The organism is Natrinema versiforme JCM 10478, from assembly GCF_000337195.1.
GTDB lineage: Archaea > Halobacteriota > Halobacteria > Halobacteriales > Natrialbaceae > Natrinema > Natrinema versiforme.
Map to the genome: position 1 here is coordinate 164,942 of NZ_AOID01000026.1, position 15,860 is coordinate 180,801.

A 15,860-nucleotide genomic window follows, 5' to 3' on the forward strand; every position below is an offset into this window, starting at 1 on the left:
ATACTTATAGGCGTCGATTCCCCGCGACGGGTGCCGTCCGCTCGAGGGCCGACAGACAGTCGAGCCAGTCGCGCATGTGCTCGCCGACGTAGTTGAAGAACGCGCCGTTGTTGTACTCCTCCCAGTCGCCCTCGGCGAGTTCGTCGGCCATCGCCTCGAAGACATCGGCGTAGTCGTCCGCGTCGCCGCCGACGTCGTCGATGATTCGCCAGAGGTGTTCGTTGAGTTCCAGCCCTGGGACCTCGTTGTTCAGATCGTCGAAGGTACTTCGGGGGGCCTTGTTATGCTCGCAGAGGGGCGCACCGTTGTAGATCCGCTTGTCGAGCACGTCGCAGGCCCGTTTGAGGAAGACGCCCGACCAGATGTCGTCGAACCGGCCGACCGCCCACTCGTTGTCGTCCATTGGGAGTTGGTAGAACGCCGGGATCACTTCGCGGCGGAAGGCCAGGTTCATCGAGCAGACGGTGAGGTAGTTGCCTCGCGCGGCGACGAAATCGTCGCCGAAGTCGTCGCTCGAGGTCCGCGTCTGGGCCTGACCCTCGAGGTCGCCGTCCATCAGAATGCGGACGGCGTCGAGATCGGGGACGTTGGTCCACAGTCCCTGTGAGGCCACGACCTCGCCGCCGCCGATCTCGGTCGTCCCGGTCTCGACCGTCTCGTTCATCGCCGAGTAGGGGTAGCCACGCGGATAGAGGCCGTGAACGTCGGCGTTCTGGTAGAGGACGTTGACCCACTGCTCGTCCGAGGAGACGGTCTCGATCTCGCCCTCGTAGGCGATATTCTCCATGTGTGTGCCGAAGAAGTCCTGATCCTCGTGGGGGAGCGTATCGTCGTCGATGAAAAAGCCGTAGTCGAACTCGTCGTGGGCCCACATGTAGAGGAGGCCGAAGCTCGTCTCGGCGTGGCTCGCCGCCGGGACGACGTGGCCGTACTCGGCGACGTCGTGCTCGGCGTACCACTCCTCGCGTCGGCTCCCGTCGAAGACCTCGCCCGAGACGCCCTCGTCCTCGAGCATCGCTTCCATCTCGTCGGTCTCACAGAAGTCCTCGGTGACGAGGACGACGTGCAGCCGCGAGAGGTCGAAGCCGTGGTCGCGAGCGTTCCCGAAGTACGAGCGCAGACACTCGTATTCCCGGATTGTCGGTACGACGACACAGATATCCTGACTCATTGTACCGCTATCTTTTAGGCTTGCCTAAAAAACTATCGGTCTCCCCCGTCGCAGTCGTCGGCTCCGACTCCACGGCGTCCGAAACCGAGATTCCCAACGCGGCGACCGAAACGGCACCGCCGACCAGCGTGACGCCGTTTTTCAACGCGTGGTCGACGATCGCCGCGGCCAGTGCCGTACTCGCGCCGACGGGGGTGAGTCCGACGACGAGTGCGGTGAACGCGGCCTCGTAGAGCCCGACACCGCCCTGGGATAACGGAAGCACCTTCGCGAGGTTCCCCACGCTCACCGCAAGCGTGCCGACGGCCACGAGCGGGCCGACCGCGAGCCCGCTGCCAAGCGCCGCGAGGACGAGGACCGCGGTGAGCACGTCGAGTACCCACACGGCCAGACTACCCACACCGATGGTCGCCAGCTCTCGCGGCTGCCGAGCGACGAGCTGTACGTCGTCCGCGAACCGGAGCGCGGCCTCGAGCAGTCCCTCGAGTCGTGGCCGACCTGCGATCCGCCCCCGAAGCCACGCGCCGAGCCCGTGATCCGCTCGCGCCGACGTTACCACGACGAGGCCGACGCCGACGGTCGCCGTACTCACCGCCGCCGCGGCGACGAGAGCGGTTCGCGCACCGCCGGTCGCCGCGACGACGCCGAGTGGGCCGGTCCCGCCGCCCAGCGTGAGCCACGCGATCGCGAGCCCCGCAAGTGCGGCGATCGTCGCCAGATCGAACAGCCGCTCGACGGCCAGCGACGCGAAGCCCGCGGTGTAGGGGACAGCACGATGCGTGTTCACCGCGTACGCGCGGACTGCGTCGCCGGCCCGCGCCGGAATGACGAGGTTTGCCGTCTGGCTCACGAAGATCGCCGACGTGAGAAACGCCGTCCCGCTGCGGTGACCGACCGCAGCCAGCACGTCACCGTACCGGCGGCCTCGGACGGGCCACGAGACGGCGTACACGGCGACTGCGAGCGCGAGCAATCGAGGCTCGGCGCTCGAGATCTCGGCCGCGACGGTCCGGAGATCGACCTCTCGAAGGGCAACGAACAGGCCGCCGAGGACGAGTATCGTCCCCAGGACCGTCAGTCGACGGTGGGTCAGGGCCCCGGCGAACCCGCCGTCTTCGGACCCGTCGCCTGCGTCCGACTCCGATTCCCCGCCCCTGTCGTTCATGTCCGATTCCTCTCGAGCCCAGATATTTAAGCCCACCTAAAACGCGACTGGACGGGCTCGACGCTCGCTCTCGTGGATAGTTCCGCTGGAATATAGTAGCCGCTGAAACAAGTTACACACTGATCGCAACGTCGTCCAGCGATCGGGTGTGCAGTGATTTTCAGTGGCTACTATCGGTGTGTGATTTCCTCGCTCAGCGCAGTTCGTCGATGATCTCTCGCGTCGACTGGCGGACCGCCTCGTCGCTCGAGCGCTCGGGCTCCCAGCCAAGCGCCGAGAGCTTCTCGATCGAGAGGCGCATCTTCGGGACGTCGCCGGTCCAGCCGCGCTCGCCGCCGGTGTACTCCCGCTCGGGGTCGACGCCCAGTTCCTCGGCGACGATGGTCGCGATCCGGTCGACCGAGGTCGTCGTGCGAGTGCCGAGGTTGTAGGTGTTCATCGCGTCGTCGGCGTGCTCGATGACGTGTAACATGGCATCGAGACAGTCCTCGACGTGGAGGTAGGATTTTTCCTGTCGCCCGTCGCCGAGGATGGTCAGGTGCTCGGAGTCGTCCTGCAACTTCTCGATGAAATCCGGAATCACCGCTCCGCGAAGCCGCGGGCCGACCACGTTCGCGAATCGGAAGTTCCAGACCGTCAGCTCGTGACTGTGGGCCCGTGCCGAGAGCAGCCCCTCGTCGGCTAACTTGCTCGCGCCGTAGGCGCTGATCGGCTCGAGCGGGGCGTAGTCCTCCGGTGTCGGCCGCGGGGCCTCGCCGTAGACCGTCGACGAGGAGGTGTAGGCGATGTCCGTGACACCGGCGTCGGCCATCGCCTCGAGGATGTTTCGGGTCATCCGCGTGTTGTCGTCGAACTGGCCGTGCGGACGGTCGGTGTCGACGTGCTTCGACGCCGCGAGGTGGACGACGAGGTCGATATCGTCGAGGTGGCCCTTGAGCGCGTCGGGGTCGGTGAGGTCTGCCTCGAGGAAGTTTGCATCGTCGGGGACGCGGCCGCGGTCGCCGTTCGAGCAGTCGTCGACGACGGTGACGGCCGCGCCGTCGGCGAGTAAGCGGTCGGTGAGATGCGAGCCGATGAAGCCGGCTCCGCCCGTGACGAGTACGTGTCGGCTCGAGATGGCCATGGGCGGTGATTCAGCGACTAGTTGGTAAGTAGTTGCGTTTCGCGCTCAGATGACGCTGCTGCGAACGTGAGAGTGCGTTCGAACGGGAGACGAAATGGTGCGGCTTGCTATCGTGGCATCACGGAGAAATCATGCCCTTCTCAACCGATCTGGCTGTCGGATCAGACGGAGTCTCGACTCGAGGAACGGAATCCTTAGACGCCAGTCGAGTACCGCAGGAGGCCGGCAAAGCCGCCGAAGGCATTGAGGAGCTGTTCGCCCTTCTCGAAGTCCGTCGAGATGAACTTGGTCTCGGTGCCGCGCTGTTCGGCGATGTCGATCAGGTGGTCGATGGCGTCCTCGCGGTCCTCGTCCGTGGCCTCGACCTCGGTGCCACACTCGGTACAGGAGTGTGTCGGCGTCGACTTCCGGCGGTCGACGACCTCGCGCTCGGTGGTTCCGCAGTCGGGACAGTCGTAGGTGATGACGTCCTTCCGGAGGTCCTCGCTGATGAGCAGTCGGTCGACCGATCCCATCATGAGGTTCCGACGGGTCTGCTCGAAGCCGTAGGTCGCCAGATCGCCGGCGTTGAGTTCCTCGAAGAACTCCTCCATCACCTTCTTGTCCTTCATCACCTCGGCGTCGGCCAGCGCGTCTTCGGCGTTGTCGACGAGGTCTTTCAGGCCGGACTCGTCGGTGTAGGCGACGTCGAACTTGCCCAGGACGGTGTCCTGCAGTTCGTGGTGGAGGTAGTCGCCGTCGAGGAACTCGTCTTTGGTCGGCGAGGGACCGCCGACGAGGATGCCGTCGAGTTCGTGGCGGCGGGGAACGAACAGGTCGTTTGCCATCCCCGCGACCTCCTGATAGAAGTTATCGATGGCCTCGAGGCGCAGGCGGGCGAATCGCTGGGCGGACTGGCCACCTTTTCGCTGCTTGCCGGGGACCAGCGAGGAGGCGGACTTGACCGGTTCGATGCGCTTGCCCTTCAGCCAGCCGACGTTGGCCTCGCGGCGATCGAGGACGATCAGGCCGTAGAGGCCCTTGTCGGCGAGCATCTCCTCTAGGGGCTCGGTCAGGAAGTCGGAGTCGCAGTGATAGCGGAACGACTCGATGGGCTGGGGCGGGCTCTCGAGGACTTTCGTGACCATGTCGGTGCGGCCGCCGCCGGAGTCGACGGCACCGGAAAAGAGGACGATGCCGTTGTCCGGCGGATAGGTGTCGTAGTACCGCAGCCGGTCTTTGATACTCGTCAGCGCGTCTTGGACGGCCGTTCGGGTCTGTTTGGACTTGATGTTGGCCGCTTCGCTGTGTTCCTGCGTGACGTGTTGGACGACGTCACTGATCTGTCTATCGTCTGGAATGTAGATCGTCACGAGCTGCGTTCCGGAGCCGTCGTAGTCCTTGAGATCCTCGATGACCTTCCGGAACTCGTACTTTTTCCGGTCGGATTGCTCCTGCTCGCCCTCCTGGCTCATTACCCGTATAAAACGGGGCTGTGGGTAAGAATCCTTTGACACACCTGTCGACGTGGGACGAGTCCCCGTCGGTACGGGGTCGACCGCCGATCCGCGACGCTTCCGCTCCTGTCGCCGGCGAGTCGTCGGTCGCACTCCCGCCGTCTCGCGGATCTGTCGGCCCCTCGCCACGACTCGGGAGGTGAGGTGACGATTTAAGGTGTTCCCGTTCTAGGGTCCGGACAGTACTCAAGTATGTCTCACGAGACGGTCTACGCTATCGCGAGCGGGAAAGGCGGCGTCGGGAAGACGACGACGACGGTCAACCTCGGTACGGCCCTCGCAGAGGCCGGCGAGCGCGTCGCGATCGTCGACGCCGACCTCGGCATGGCGAACCTCGCCGGGTTCGTCAGCCTCAGCCCTGACTCGACCACCCTATACGACGTGTTAGCCGGAGATGCATCGATCGACGACGCCACCTACCGACTGGCGGATAATATCGTCGCCGTCCCCAGCGGCACCAGCCTCGACGAATATGCCGAAACGTCCCCCGAGGGGCTGCGCGAGGCCGTCGACGAACTGCGGTCCCAGTTCGACTACGTCTTTCTCGACGTCGGCGCGGGGATCAGCCACGAGACCGTCCTTCCGCTGGGTCTCGCCGACGCCGTTATCCTCGTCTCGACGCCTGAACCCGCCGCCGTCCACGACTCGACGAAGACCCTCGAGTTGACCGACCGGTCCGGCGGCTCGGTCGCCGGCCTCGTCCTGACCCGGACCCGCCCGGATGGCGATATCTCCCATGAGGAGATCGCCGATCGCCTCGAGGTGCCGCTGCTCGGCACGATCCCCGAGGACCCAGCGGCCCGCGACAGCGTCTACGCCGGGACGCCGCTGGTCGTCTTCGAACCCGACGGCCCCGCCTCGGCCGCCTATCGCCGACTCGCGGCGGACCTGACCGGCGTCGATGTCCCGATTCCGTCGGGAAGCGACGAGAGCGAGGACAGCGACGCGGACGACGGCTCTGCGCCGAAACGGGCGACCGCGACCGCCGACTCGAGTGCGACCGGCTCGGCCGACGACGCCGACGGTCGGGAAGCGGCACACGACGATGTCTCGAGTGCGATTACGGAAGCCGAGTCGGACTCCTAACCTCGGTTCGCTTCGAGTATCGACCGGTCCCGAAACCGGTCGGTATGGACCCCCTTCCGCCGTCGGGTCGTCGCCCGGCCCCGCTCGTTTCGTTCGAATGCAGTGATTACCACCCGCTCGTGACTGTCAACGGCGTCCGAACGTCTGATTGGGCGTGAGGCGACCCGGTGTCGGAGCCCGCTCGTTTTCGACCGTTTGCCGGTCGTTTCCGATCAGGCGTCGACGCGCCCGACCGGCCGAAGGAGTCGGTCTCGAGGACAGAAACGGTAACGAACTGATTACTAATCATGGCGGTTCTCGATGGGTCGCCCATGGAGCGACGAAAGATCCTCCTCGGCAGTGGCGCAGCGCTCGCAACCGTGCTCGCGGGTTGTTCCAGTGACGAGACCGGCGACGACTCCGACTCGAACGATGACGACGAATCTCTCAACGACGGCGACGACGGGAGCGACGAGACCGACGACAAAACCGAGATTCCCGGGCTCGACCGCGACAAACTGAACGTCGACAGCGACAAGCTGTCGATCAAAGACGTCAACAAGGACGACGACACGGTCGACGTCGTCGCGACGACGACCACGACGGACCCCGAGACGCTGCGGACGGAACTCCAATCCCTCGGCGAGACGATCGCTGCGGCGATCACCGACTCCGAGAAGTTCGCGGCCGAGGTCAACAGCGTCACGTGGGTCCTCGAGTCCGACGGCGCGAAGGTGATGTCGTTCTACGTCGACGTCCAGTGGGCGCTCGCGTACATCAACGACGAGATGAGCGAAGACGAGTTCGTCGAGACCGTCCTCGAGACGTCCGACGACACGTAGTCCGTCGCGGTTCGGTCGCGCCGACCGGTGTTGTTCTTTCGACTCGAGACGAGAGCCACGGGTGTCGAGTGGCGGGTGTCGGCGGACGGTGTCAGCAGGGCAGTAGGGACAAGGGACAGGGACGGCGGGCGCAATCAGCAGCTGCTCACATCGACCGGGGCGCGGCCACGCCCAGAATCGACAGGGCGTTCGCGACCGCGTGTTTCGAGGCCGCGACCAGCGCCAGCCGTGCCTCGCGGACCTCCGGATCGACGTCGTCTGCAAGCACCGGACACTCCCGGTAGAAGCCGTTGAACCGATCGGCGAACTCGCGCGTGTAGGTCGCGATCTGGTGGGGCTCGAGGTCGTCGGCCGCCTCGTCGACGACCGCCGGGAACCGCGCAATCGTCTCGAGGAGGTCTCGCTCGGCCTCGGTTGCGAGCAGGTCGGCGTCGACGGCGGTCTCGACGTCGCCCATTCCGGTCTCGGGGTCGATCCCCGCCTCTTCTAAGATGCCACAGCAGCGCGCGTGGACGTACTGGACGTAGGGTGCGGACTGGGCCTCGAAGTCGAGTGCGCGGTCCCACTCGAAGGTGATCGCTTTCGTCGGCTGCTTGGAGACGATGTCGTAGCGGACCGCGCCGATTCCGACCTGATGGGCGATGCGCTCGATGTCGTCCTCGTCTAGCTCGTCGTCGCGGATGCGGTCGTCCAGTCGGTCCTCGACCTCGTCGCGGGCGCGGTCGATCGCCTCGTCTAACAGGTCGTCTAGATCCACGCCGGTCCCGCGGCGCGTGCTCATCTTCCCCTCGGGGAGGTTCACGTAGGAGTACAGCACCTGCCGGAGCCCGTCGGTGTCGTTGTCCAGCAACTCCAGGGTCGTCCGGACCTGCTTCGCTTGCAGCTTGTGGTCCTCGCCGAGAACCGTCACCGCGCGGTCGTAGTTGTCGAACTTCCACTCGTGGTGGGCCAGGTCACGGGTCGCATAGAGCGAGGTCCCATCCGATCGGAGGAAGACGAGGTTCTTGTCGATCCCGTACTCGTCGAGTTCGAGTTGCCACGCGTCTTCCTCGTAGATCGATTCGTCGAGCTCTTGCAGCCGATCGACGAGGTCGTCGGTGTCGCCGTTGCGCATGAACNGACGAGGTTCTTGTCGATCCCGTACTCGTCGAGTTCGAGTTGCCACGCGTCTTCCTCGTAGATCGATTCGTCGAGCTCTTGCAGCCGATCGACGAGGTCGTCGGTGTCGCCGTTGCGCATGAACCGCGTCTCCTTGACGAACTCGTCGAACTCGGCGGGCAGGCGCTCGAGACACTCCGTCATCCCGCCCAGCACCTGGTCGACGACCTCGCTGACCCGCTCGTAGGCCTCGTCGTCGCCCGCCTCGAGCCCCTGCATGATCGACTCGATCTCGGCTTCGGCGGCCTCGACCTCGGCTTCCGGCGCGTTCTCGAGGTAGGCGTTGCCCTTGCGGTAGTAGCGCACGAGGTCGTACTCCTTGCGGTCGCGCTCGGGTTCGCTCTCGAGGTCCGCCTCGTCGAAGGTCTCGTAGGCCCACGTGAAGACGGCCATCTGCCGGCCGGCGTCGTTGACGTAGTAGTGGCGGTCGACGTCGTAGCCGGCGAAATCGAGCAGGGTGGCGACGGCGTCGCCGATGATCGGGTTCCGGGCGCGGCCGACGTGGACTGGCCCCGTCGGGTTCGCGCTCGTGTGCTCGACGACGACGCTGGTGTCGCGGTCGGCCAGGTGGCCGTGGCCCTCGTCGGTCGCGTCGCCCAGCGTCTCGGCGAAGTACGCGTCGCTCGGCAGGAAGTTCAGATAGGGGCCCTGCGTCCGAATCTCGGACACGTACGTCAGTTCGCCGGCGTCGAGCTCCTCGGCGAGCTGTCCGGCGACTTGCGGCGGCGGTGCGCCGGCCTCACTGGCGAGTCGGAAGGCGACGCTCGAGGCGAGGACGCTCTCGACGCCCTCCGGTGGTTCTTCGATTCCGAGATCGTCGGTCGGGAAGTCACGCGCCGAGAGCGCCCCCTCGAGGGCGTCCTCGACCTCTGCGCGCAGGGAGAGGAACATACCCGCCCGTATTCAGGGCTCGAGTAAAGGAATGTCGGGTTTCGGTTGCGGCGGTCAGTTGATCGCCTGTCCGTCGAACGACAGTTCGCGGTCCGAGCCGTCGGACCCCTCCGGGTCGGCCGGCAATTCGGCCTGGACCTTCTCGATCAGGAGATCGAGTGCCATCCGATTTGCACCCTCTGGAATGATCACGTCGGCCTGTTTCTTTGTCGGGGCGACGAACTGCTCGTGCATCGGTTTGACCGTCCCGAGGTACTGATCCATGACGCCCTCGAGGTCGCGACCGCGCTCGATGACGTCGCGTTCGATCCGGCGCAGGATGCGGACGTCCGCGTCGGTCATCACGTACACCCGCAGGTCGAGCATCTCGCGGATTTCCTCGTCATAGAGGGAGAGAATCCCCTCGAGGACGATGATCTCCGAGGGTTCGACGGTGACGCGGTCGTCGGTGCGGTTGTGCAGTTCGAAGTCGTACTGGGGCATCTCGATCGATTGGCCGGTCAACAGCGCGTCGAGTTGCTCCCGGAGCAGGTCCCACTCGAAGGCGTCGGGGTGGTCGTAGTTGATCTGCTCGCGCTCCTCGAAGGCCAGATACGAGAGGTCCTCGTAGTAGTTGTCGAGCGGGATCCGCGTGACGGCCTCGCCGACGGTCTCCGCGACCGTGCGTGCGACCGTCGTCTTCCCGGCACCCGTGCCGCCGGCGATCCCGATGGCGAACGACGGTATACTCATTGTCCGGACCTGGGCCGGGCCGCTAATGAATTCCCTGATTCCGCCGTGTCCCGTTGTCCGGGAGCCGTCGGCGGCGGGGCCTACTCGAACAGCGCGGCGGCCTCGCGGAACCGTTCCTCGTGAATCGGCCGGAACGTCTCCTCGGAGGCGTCGAACTCGCGCGGCGTCCAGAAACGGGTGTCCGTCGCGTCGCTCCCCGCGACCGGGTCGCCCTCGGCGTCGGCGCGGGCGGCCACGTAGTGGACCGTCACGACGTGTTTGCCCTCTCGAGGCGGCATCGCCGACGCGCTCAGGATCTCGAGGTCGGCGGGATCGACGGCGACGCCGGTCTCCTCTCGGAGTTCGCGGGCGGCCGCCGTCGCCGGCTCCTCACCGGTCTCGATGTGGCCGCCGGGGATCGTCCACTCGCCGACGCCCGGCGGGACGCCGCGTTCGACACAGAGCACGGCGGGCTCGGGGCCGCTGGCGTCGACCACCGCGACGCCGGCACAGGGGACCGGGTTGTGCCAGACGACCGCCTCGCAGTTCGGACAGCGCATTCGCTCGCGGGCATCGATCGGTGTCGACTCGAGGCGGGTGCCACAGTCGGGACAGAACGTCGGTGGTCGGCTGACCATGGTTAGAGGGTTTTCAGTCCGCTGCCGGTCAGCGGGACGACGACATCGTCGTCGTCGGCGATGACGCCGTCCTCGCGGTACTGATCGAGGGCCGCCGGCGCGACCGCACAGGTGGGCTCGACGTAGAACCCGCCGCGGTGGAGTCGGTCTAACGCGGTCTCGATCGGGTCCGAGCCGAGCGCGATCGCGTCGCCGTCGGTTTCTGCGATCGCCTCGAGAATCTCGGTGCCGCGGGCGGGTTCGGTGATCTGGATGCCGTCGGCGATGTCGGTGCGCTCGCCCTCGGCGTCGGTGGTGTCGCCGCCGAGCGCGGCGACGATGGGGGCGTAGCCGGCCGCCTGCGCCCCGAGGAGGCGGGGCATTCCGTCGACGATCCCAGCCTCGTTCAGCAGCGAGAAGCCCCGATACGCGCCCAAAAAGAGCGTTCCGTGGCCGATCGGGAGGACGACGGCATCGGGCACGGTCCACCCCTGTTGGGCGGCCACCTCGAAGGCGAACGTCATCGTCCCGGCGTAGAACGCGGGGTTCCACGCGTGGCTGGCGTACCAGCCCTCGCCCGCTTGCGACGGCGCGCCGCCGTCGGCCGCCGTCCCGTCGCCAGTCGCGTCGCCTTCGACGGCCTCGAGACAGGCCGCGGTCACGTCTTCTCGCGTTCCCTCGACGCGGACCGGCCGGGCGTCGGCCCGCTGGATCGCCATCAGCTTCGACTGTTTGACGTCCGCCGGGACGTAGATGTCCGCGTCCAGCCCCGCTCGAGCCGCGTAGGTCGCGATGGATGCGCCCGCGTTGCCCGAGGAGTCCTCGACGACTTTCTCGACGCCGAGTTCGACGGCCCGCGAGAGGGTCGTCGTCGCGCCGCGGTCCTTGAACGACCCCGTCGGGAAGACGTACTCGAGTTTGAACTCGGCGTCCCAGTCGGGGGCGTCGACCATCGGCGTAAAGCCCTCGTGGAAGGTGACGTGCTGTTCGATCGGGAGGAACTCGAAGAACGTCCAGAGCCCCTCGCTGGTGTCGAGGCTGTGCAGCGGGAGCGGATCGCCCTGCGGATGCGGCCGTTCGGTGAACTCCAACGCGTGCCCGCAGGTACAGCGCCACGGTTCGTCCGGGCCGGCCTCGTAGACGGCCCCGCAGTCGGGACAGGTGAGGTCGGCAGCCATCTCAGTACTCTCCGATGTCGGTCCCGACCGAACAGATGTACTCGCCGGTCGCGACCTGCGGGAGCCGCCGCGCTCGCCAGAAAATGCCGTCGTTGTCCGCGGTCACCTCGGCTTTCGGTTCGCCAAATGGTGTCGTCACCTCGAACAGCGTCTCGCCCGGTCGAACGCGGTCGCCGAGCTCTTTCCGGAGCGTGACGAGTCCGCCGGCGGGAGCGCCGTACTGCTCGAACCCTCTGGCACGAGTCTGGGTCTCGAGGGGCTGGGCTCCCTCGAGGAAGTTGTAGTACCGGAGCACGTTGAACACGCCCTCGACGCCCTTGCGGATGCTCTCCTCGTCCCAGCCGACGGCCCCGCCGAGTTCGGGATCGACGGTCGGAATGCCGTCGTCGGGGGCCGCGCGGGCCAGTTGGCCGTCGGGTCCCTTCTGGTCGAGCACGTAGCCACAACCGAAGGCCTTCGCCAGCTCGAGACACTGGTCGTGGTGCCGGTGGCGTTTGCCACAGCGGACCCGGACCTCATCGAGCATCCGGCTGGTCGATCCCTGGTGGAGGTCGAGGATCAGGTCCGCCCGGGTCGCGGCATCGAACGTCGCGGCTGCGATCCGCTCGGTCGAGGTGCCGCCCTCGTTGCCCGGATAGGCCCTGTTCATCTTCGTGTCGTCGATCGGATTGCGGTGTTCGGCGACCTGAAACGCGTGGTAGTTGACGATCCCGACGATGAGAATCGTCCCCGAAATCTCCGCGGGATCGAGTCGCGGCACGACGCGCTGGATGACGCCGACACCGTTGAGTTCGTCGCCGTCACTGGCCGCCTGCATGTAAAGCGTTTTGCCGGAATCTGCCCCGTTCACTACGGCGACTGGCAGTCCGAACGGGCTGCCATCTCGCGTCTCACCGACCTCGAGACGCCCCGTCTCGATCTCGCCGGGAGACGCGCTCGCCGTTCCGAGCGTCGTCGTCATATGTCCACCACGATGGAGCCGTCTGCCTTTATACTATCCTTTGATCCCTCGCGGCGGGCACTGGATCCGAGCCCGAGGGGGCGATCCGACCCGCTTCCGTCGCCGCGGATTTCGCCCGTCTCGAGACGTACTCGAGGCCGCGTTCTCAACTGCTCAACACGGCCCGAAGCGCGAACCGGAGGTTCTCCCGCCGTTCCATGACTCGCCGGTAGAAGTAGGACATCCAGCGGTCGCCGTAGGGGACGTACTGCCAGACCTCGTACTCTTCGGCCAACTCGTATTGAGTCTCCTCGCGCACGCCCATGAGCATCTGAATCTCGAAGTCGGTCCCGTATCGCTCGTGGAGCGCCGTCGCGCGCTCGATCATCGCCGGATCGTGGCTCCCCACCGCGATGCCGCCCTCGTAGTGGTCGAACGCGTACTCGAGCAGGTCTCGATACTCCTGATCGATCCGCGCCCCATCGGTGTAGGCCACGTCGGCCGGCGGATCGTAGGCTCCCTTGACGAAGCGGACCTTGCCGGGAACGTCGGCGAGCCGTTTCGCGTCCGCTCGAGTCCGTCTGAGATTGGCCTGCAGGCAGAGACCGACGCCGCCTCCGTGTTCGCGGGCCATCTCCTCGAACGCATCGAGGGTCGCGTCGGTCGTCGTGTGGTCTTCCATATCGATCCAGACGAAGACGCCGTGGTCGGCCGCAGCGTCGACGATGTCGGCCAGTTCGCTCCGAAACACGTCCTCGCCGAGGTCCAGTCCCAGTTGCGAGGGTTTCACCGAGATGCAGGCCTCGAGCCTCGAGCCCGCGATGTCGTCCACGAGCCGCCGGTATTCGGCGGCGTCAGATTCGACAGGCTCGCGGTCATCGTAGTGCTCTCCGAGCAGGTTGACGATGGCCTTTACGTCGCGCTCGTTCAACCCGCGGACGTGCTCGAGCGCTGTGGCAGGAGAGTCCCCCGCGACGAACCGGTTCGCGATGGGCGGGATCATATCAGGGAACATGACCGCCACGCGTAAGGCTGTTCCTCCGTTTCTCGAGCGGTCCGGCTCTCTCCCGAAAACGCAGCGGGAGCTACTCTTCTTCGGTTCCCAGCAGCCGTTCGCGCATGCTCCGTTCGCGGGCCCGTTCGGCAAGCAACACCGAACACTCGATGTCCTCGAGCACGTCTAAGACCAGCGAGCCGCGGACGACCCGCGAGAGCAGCCCTTCCCCGGTCGCGCCGATGACGACCAGCGACGCGTCCGTGGCGGCCTCGGCGATGGCCGGCTCGACGTCGCCGTCCTCGAGTCGGAGTTCGGCGTCGGCGAGGTCGTTCTCGGCTGCCCACTCCTCGAGGAACTGCTCGCCCTCCTCGGCGGACTCGCCGTCGGTGAGGACGTGCAACAGCGTCACCTGCGAGTCGAACTCGTCGCGGAGCAACCCGGCGATCTCGGCGCTGAGCTCCGAGTCAGGGCCGCCCGCGGTCGGGACGAGGATGCGGTCGGGCTCGAACCCTCGCTCGTTCAACACGAGGAAGTCACAGGGCAGGTCGTGGGTCAGCTCGTCGATGCGGGACTCGGCGCGGCCGTGTGCGGTCGGCCCCCAGCCCATGACGACCTGATCGGCCTCGAACGAGCGGGCGGCGTCGAAGATCTCCTCGAACGAGCGATGCGAGAGGACGGTGTGGGTCTCGACCGGCGCGCCGAACGTCTCGGCGTCGGTCCGGGCCTGCTCGAGCAGCTTCTGGGACTCGGCGTCGAGACGGCCGTTTTCCTCTGCCCGCCCGAGCGGCGTCTGGTCGGGCACTTGCACGATGTGGACGGCGTGGACCGTGCCGCCGCGTTGTTTCGCGATGGCTCCGGCGAGCGTGATGAGGTCCCGCTCGGTTCGGGGGTTCGAGAGGGGGACCATCACGCGGAAGTCGCCGCCGTTCGCGCTCGCGGCGGGTTCTCTGGCGGCGTCGGGGCGGACCGAATCGGCCGCAGCCACCGCGGCGTCGGGCATCTCTTCGGAGCGGTCGAGGATCCAGCCGACGAACACGCCGGCGCTCTCGACGCGCTGGCGGGCGTACAGCAGGTACCACATCGCCGCAAAGACGACGAGTCCCGCCGAGAGCGCGATGACGAGCGGTTCGATGTACGCGATCAGCGCGAACGACGAGATCGTCCCGATGATCGGGACGAACGGGTACAGCGGCACCTCGAAATCGGGATCGTAGTCGGCGGGCTCGGCCTCTCGCATGACGATCAGCGCGATATTCAACAGGCCGTAGACGATCAGGTGCAACACGGAGCCGGCCGTCGACAGGATCTCGAGGTTGCCAAAGAGGAGGAAGGCGACGATGAGCCCCCCGGTGATCAGAATCGATTTGTACGGCGTGCCAAAGCGGGGGTGGATCTCGTTGACCGACGGCGAGATAATCTTCTCCCGGCCCATCGCGAAGTTGATCCGGGACGACGAAAGGATCGACGCGTTCGCGCTCGAGGCTGTCGCCAGCAGCCCGCCGAGCAGTAACAGTCCCCAGCCGAGCGCGCCGAGACTGAACCCGAAGACGCTGTACTGGCCGAAGAGCAACTCGGCGGCCTCGACGACCGCCGTGTCGTTGTTCGCTACCAACTCGTTGGGCACCGCCGCCAACAGGACGAGGAGGAACAAGGCGTAGACGACCGTGACGATGACGACCGAGCCGATGACCGCCAGCGGGAGGTTCCGGCCGGGGTTCTTGATCTCCTCGGCGACGGAGGTGATCTGGACGAAGCCGAGGTAGGAGACGAAGACGATGGCAGTGACCGGCAGCACCTCGCCGGTCGTCCCCTCGGGTGCAAGCGGTCGCAGCGACTCGAGGTCGGCGTTCAAGAGCCCGACGATGGTGAACACGCCGAGGATCGCGAGCAGCGTGAGCACGATCCCGATCTGGAGGCCGCCGGTCTCCTTGGCACCCATGTAGTTGATCGCGATAAAGAGCGCCGCGCCGACGAGGCCGATTGTCTGGGCGGCCGAGATCGTGACGGGTCCCAACCCGATCGCCGGCGCGCCCACGAGCTGGTTGACGTACTCGCCGAAGCCGTACATGTAGAACGCGGAGGCAAAGGCCAGCCCGAGCCAGTTCGCCCAGCCGCTGATCGACCCGAACAGCGGGCCGAGCGCGCGGTTAATGTAGAAATATGCCCCACCGGATTTCGGCATCGCCGTCCCCAGTTCGGAGGCCGACAGCGCCGTGAACAGGGCGGTGACGCCGCCGATGACGAAGGTAAGCGCCGCGAGCGGCCCCGCTCGAGCAACCGCGGTGCCCGGCAGCACGAAGATGCCGGCCCCGATCATGGTCCCGATACCGATCGCGATCGCCGAGAGGAGTCCGAGGTCCTTCGCGAGTTCCTCGTCGGCGCTCATACGGATACACCCCACCCGCCCGTCCCGCGCCGTCTGGTTTTCGGACCCCGTCGGCTCGCCGCGTTCGACCGCGACCGTCGTGGCGGACCGCACGCGTTATTTCGGGCGTTCATTGAGTCC

12 protein-coding genes and 2 pseudogenes are annotated in these 15,860 nt (G+C 66.4%); 2 read left to right on the forward strand and 12 right to left on the reverse strand.

From position 1 onward, the window contains the following. Nucleotides 1–4: 4 nt before the first annotated feature. The 4 genes from C489_RS08550 to prf1 form a co-directional block, all read right to left on the reverse strand. Entirely contained in the window at nucleotides 5–1,171 is a 1,167-nt protein-coding gene (locus tag C489_RS08550) for an alpha-1,4-glucan-protein synthase (protein ID WP_006430815.1), read from the reverse strand. A gap of 7 nt (nucleotides 1,172–1,178) precedes the next feature. Next, the gene (locus C489_RS08555) at nucleotides 1,179–2,336 is read right to left on the reverse strand and encodes a lysylphosphatidylglycerol synthase transmembrane domain-containing protein (protein ID WP_006430816.1); all 1,158 of its coding nucleotides are present in this window, start codon (nucleotides 2,334–2,336) and stop codon (nucleotides 1,179–1,181) included. A 193-nt stretch (nucleotides 2,337–2,529) separates the two neighbouring features. Then, nucleotides 2,530–3,459, reverse strand: a complete 930-nt coding sequence (locus tag C489_RS08560) for an NAD-dependent epimerase/dehydratase family protein (protein ID WP_006430817.1) — start codon at nucleotides 3,457–3,459, stop codon at nucleotides 2,530–2,532. A gap of 194 nt (nucleotides 3,460–3,653) precedes the next feature. After that, nucleotides 3,654–4,913 (reverse strand): peptide chain release factor aRF-1, encoded by a 1,260-nt coding sequence (gene prf1 / locus C489_RS08565; protein WP_006430818.1) that lies wholly within the window; start codon nucleotides 4,911–4,913, stop codon nucleotides 3,654–3,656. 234 nt (nucleotides 4,914–5,147) lie between these two features. Between prf1 and minD the strand changes: the two genes are divergently transcribed. After that, complete coding sequence (minD, locus tag C489_RS08570) at nucleotides 5,148–6,041, forward strand: cell division ATPase MinD (protein ID WP_006430819.1); 894 nt, start codon at nucleotides 5,148–5,150, stop codon at nucleotides 6,039–6,041. Nucleotides 6,042–6,352: 311 nt separating this feature from the next. Further along, on the forward strand, nucleotides 6,353–6,862 hold the full coding sequence (locus tag C489_RS08575) for a hypothetical protein (protein WP_006430820.1): 510 nt from the start codon (nucleotides 6,353–6,355) through the stop codon (nucleotides 6,860–6,862). A 145-nt stretch (nucleotides 6,863–7,007) separates the two neighbouring features. Here the strand turns inward: C489_RS08575 and argS (C489_RS08580) are convergent. The 8 genes and pseudogenes from argS (C489_RS08580) to C489_RS08615 form a co-directional block, all read right to left on the reverse strand. After that, nucleotides 7,008–7,979, reverse strand: a pseudogene (gene argS, locus C489_RS08580) (arginine--tRNA ligase); the annotation flags it as partial. A 14-nt stretch (nucleotides 7,980–7,993) separates the two neighbouring features. Next, nucleotides 7,994–8,911 (reverse strand): annotated as a pseudogene (gene argS, locus C489_RS08585) (arginine--tRNA ligase domain-containing protein); the annotation flags it as partial. 54 nt (nucleotides 8,912–8,965) lie between these two features. Further along, nucleotides 8,966–9,643 (reverse strand): uridine kinase, encoded by a 678-nt coding sequence (udk, locus tag C489_RS08590; RefSeq protein ID WP_006430821.1) that lies wholly within the window; start codon nucleotides 9,641–9,643, stop codon nucleotides 8,966–8,968. An 80-nt stretch (nucleotides 9,644–9,723) separates the two neighbouring features. Beyond that, a complete protein-coding gene (locus tag C489_RS08595; RefSeq protein WP_006430822.1) occupies nucleotides 9,724–10,260 on the reverse strand; it encodes an NUDIX domain-containing protein in 537 nt (178 codons plus the stop codon). Between the two features lie 2 nt (nucleotides 10,261–10,262). Next, nucleotides 10,263–11,417 carry a threonine synthase gene (locus tag C489_RS08600; RefSeq protein WP_006430823.1) on the reverse strand — a complete coding sequence of 385 codons (1,155 nt, stop codon included), beginning with the start codon at nucleotides 11,415–11,417 and terminating at the stop codon, nucleotides 10,263–10,265. Nucleotide 11,418: 1 nt separating this feature from the next. After that, entirely contained in the window at nucleotides 11,419–12,378 is a 960-nt protein-coding gene (locus C489_RS08605) for a succinylglutamate desuccinylase/aspartoacylase family protein (RefSeq protein ID WP_006430824.1), read from the reverse strand. A 145-nt stretch (nucleotides 12,379–12,523) separates the two neighbouring features. Then, a complete protein-coding gene (locus tag C489_RS08610; protein ID WP_006430825.1) occupies nucleotides 12,524–13,360 on the reverse strand; it encodes a proline dehydrogenase family protein in 837 nt (278 codons plus the stop codon). An 82-nt stretch (nucleotides 13,361–13,442) separates the two neighbouring features. After that, complete coding sequence (locus tag C489_RS08615) at nucleotides 13,443–15,740, reverse strand: amino acid permease (RefSeq protein ID WP_049890730.1); 2,298 nt, start codon at nucleotides 15,738–15,740, stop codon at nucleotides 13,443–13,445. Nucleotides 15,741–15,860: the final 120 nt, after the last annotated feature.

What these genes read in the sequence shown, in the direction of transcription:
- C489_RS08550 (WP_006430815.1), bottom strand. Translation starts at nt 1,171, where the DNA reads ATGAGTCAGGATATCTGTGTCGTCGTACCGACAATCCGGGAATACGAG.
- C489_RS08555 (WP_006430816.1), bottom strand. Translation starts at nt 2,336, where the DNA reads ATGAACGACAGGGGCGGGGAATCGGAGTCGGACGCAGGCGACGGGTCC.
- C489_RS08560 (WP_006430817.1), bottom strand. Translation starts at nt 3,459, where the DNA reads ATGGCCATCTCGAGCCGACACGTACTCGTCACGGGCGGAGCCGGCTTC.
- prf1 (WP_006430818.1), bottom strand. Translation starts at nt 4,913, where the DNA reads ATGAGCCAGGAGGGCGAGCAGGAGCAATCCGACCGGAAAAAGTACGAG.
- minD (WP_006430819.1), top strand. Translation starts at nt 5,148, where the DNA reads ATGTCTCACGAGACGGTCTACGCTATCGCGAGCGGGAAAGGCGGCGTC.
- C489_RS08575 (WP_006430820.1), top strand. Translation starts at nt 6,353, where the DNA reads ATGGAGCGACGAAAGATCCTCCTCGGCAGTGGCGCAGCGCTCGCAACC.
- udk (WP_006430821.1), bottom strand. Translation starts at nt 9,643, where the DNA reads ATGAGTATACCGTCGTTCGCCATCGGGATCGCCGGCGGCACGGGTGCC.
- C489_RS08595 (WP_006430822.1), bottom strand. Translation starts at nt 10,260, where the DNA reads ATGGTCAGCCGACCACCGACGTTCTGTCCCGACTGTGGCACCCGCCTC.
- C489_RS08600 (WP_006430823.1), bottom strand. Translation starts at nt 11,417, where the DNA reads ATGGCTGCCGACCTCACCTGTCCCGACTGCGGGGCCGTCTACGAGGCC.
- C489_RS08605 (WP_006430824.1), bottom strand. Translation starts at nt 12,378, where the DNA reads ATGACGACGACGCTCGGAACGGCGAGCGCGTCTCCCGGCGAGATCGAG.
- C489_RS08610 (WP_006430825.1), bottom strand. Translation starts at nt 13,360, where the DNA reads ATGATCCCGCCCATCGCGAACCGGTTCGTCGCGGGGGACTCTCCTGCC.
- C489_RS08615 (WP_049890730.1), bottom strand. Translation starts at nt 15,740, where the DNA reads ATGAGCGCCGACGAGGAACTCGCGAAGGACCTCGGACTCCTCTCGGCG.